Annotated in this window: 1 protein-coding gene; it reads left to right on the top strand. The window is 71.3% G+C overall.

What is annotated here, in order from left to right:
• Positions 1-409: 409 nt before the first annotated feature.
• Positions 410-1364 (top strand): TniQ family protein (locus AB0958_RS45130; RefSeq protein ID WP_366896293.1); only part of this gene is annotated, 955 nt, incomplete at its 3' end.

Below are 1364 nucleotides of genomic sequence, written 5' to 3'. Positions count from 1 at the left end.
GCGGGTACTTCCTCGGGGCAGGCATCGTCTGGGCTCCTCTCGTGAGACCCATCTGACCCCCTGTCACCCATCCCCGCATCTCGGGGGAACCTCACGGCGGTCGCGGGGGCGGTCGTGTCCGGGCGGATGCGTGTCGTCGTGGCCATGGTCCTCCCCCGGGTGACGGTGTGCACAGGCACCTGGTTCACAGGGTGGAAGGAGTGTGCGAGGCCGTGGCTGGGCGTTCGCCTGGGTTCACCTGAACGAGTGTCGGTGTTCTTGACCGCCCGCTGGCGGGCCGGTCACGGTGATTCTCGGTGACGGCTTCGGCGGAAGGGAAGCGGTGCTGGACGATCCCGGTCTGTACGGGCCTCGCTGGCCGCTGCCGCTGCGTGTGGGGCCGGTGCCGGGTGAGTCGACGGGGTCGTTCGTGAACCGGCTCGCACACGCCAACGGCCTGAGCCTGGCTGCTTTTCTCGACCGCGTCGGGCAGGGCGAGGCATCCGCGTACCCCGAGCGGGTGGAGAAGTACCCGCAGTCCACCGAGATGTACATGAACGAGGCGGGGCTGCGCTGTCTGGCTGTCCTTGCTGACCGTGCGGCTGGTCTTCTGCAGCAGGATCTGCCCAGCCTGGGCGCGGCACACCTGCTGCCCGGCCTGGAGGCGGCGCAGTGGAGGTGGCGCTGGGAGCCTGTGGCGGGGCACCTCGTGCGGTACTGCCCGCTGTGTGCTGATGCCCTGGGTGTCGGCGAGGCGGTGTGGCTGATGTCGCCGGACAGCTGGCAGGTCTGCGTGCGGCACGGTTACTGGTCGGACGACTCCCGCGGCCGCGGTCCGGACTTCGTGCAGCTGGCCGAACTTCCCGAGACGGTGACGGCGCACCAGGTGCGGCAGCAGCTGGCCGAGCGGTGGGGGCCGGCGGGTGAGGAGTTGTTCGCCGATGCCTTTCAGGTGGCGGTGTACTGGTGGACGCGGATGCCGGACACCGTGTGCTGGGTGCGGCGGGCCTGGACGGCTGGGCTGGACGCGCGGGAGATGCGGGCGGCCCCGCTGGTGATCTACCCGGAGGCCGCGGAACTCGCGGGCGCCATGCTGGACTTCGAATGCGCGGGGCGGCGGGATACAGCGGACCGGTCCCGATGGCTTGCGGGCGTGGAGCAGTTGATGGCCGGGTGGGGGGTGGACGTGGCTGAAGGGCGTCAGGCGCTGCTGATGTGGCTGGGGCGCCACCGTAGGGGGCTGCCCGCGCCGTCCGGTCCGGCGGGCGGAAACGGGCTGCCGCTTGGGGCGGGCGAGGTTGAGTGCGACGTCGACCGGTTCGGACACCGCCGCGGGCACGCCGGTGGTGGTGTGGTCGATCACTTCGTCGGCCCCGGCGGACCTG

It is taken from the genome of Streptomyces sp. NPDC006655 (genome assembly GCF_040703965.1).
Taxonomy (GTDB): domain Bacteria; phylum Actinomycetota; class Actinomycetes; order Streptomycetales; family Streptomycetaceae; genus Streptomyces.
This window is presented reverse-complemented; position numbering and strand designations above follow the sequence as displayed.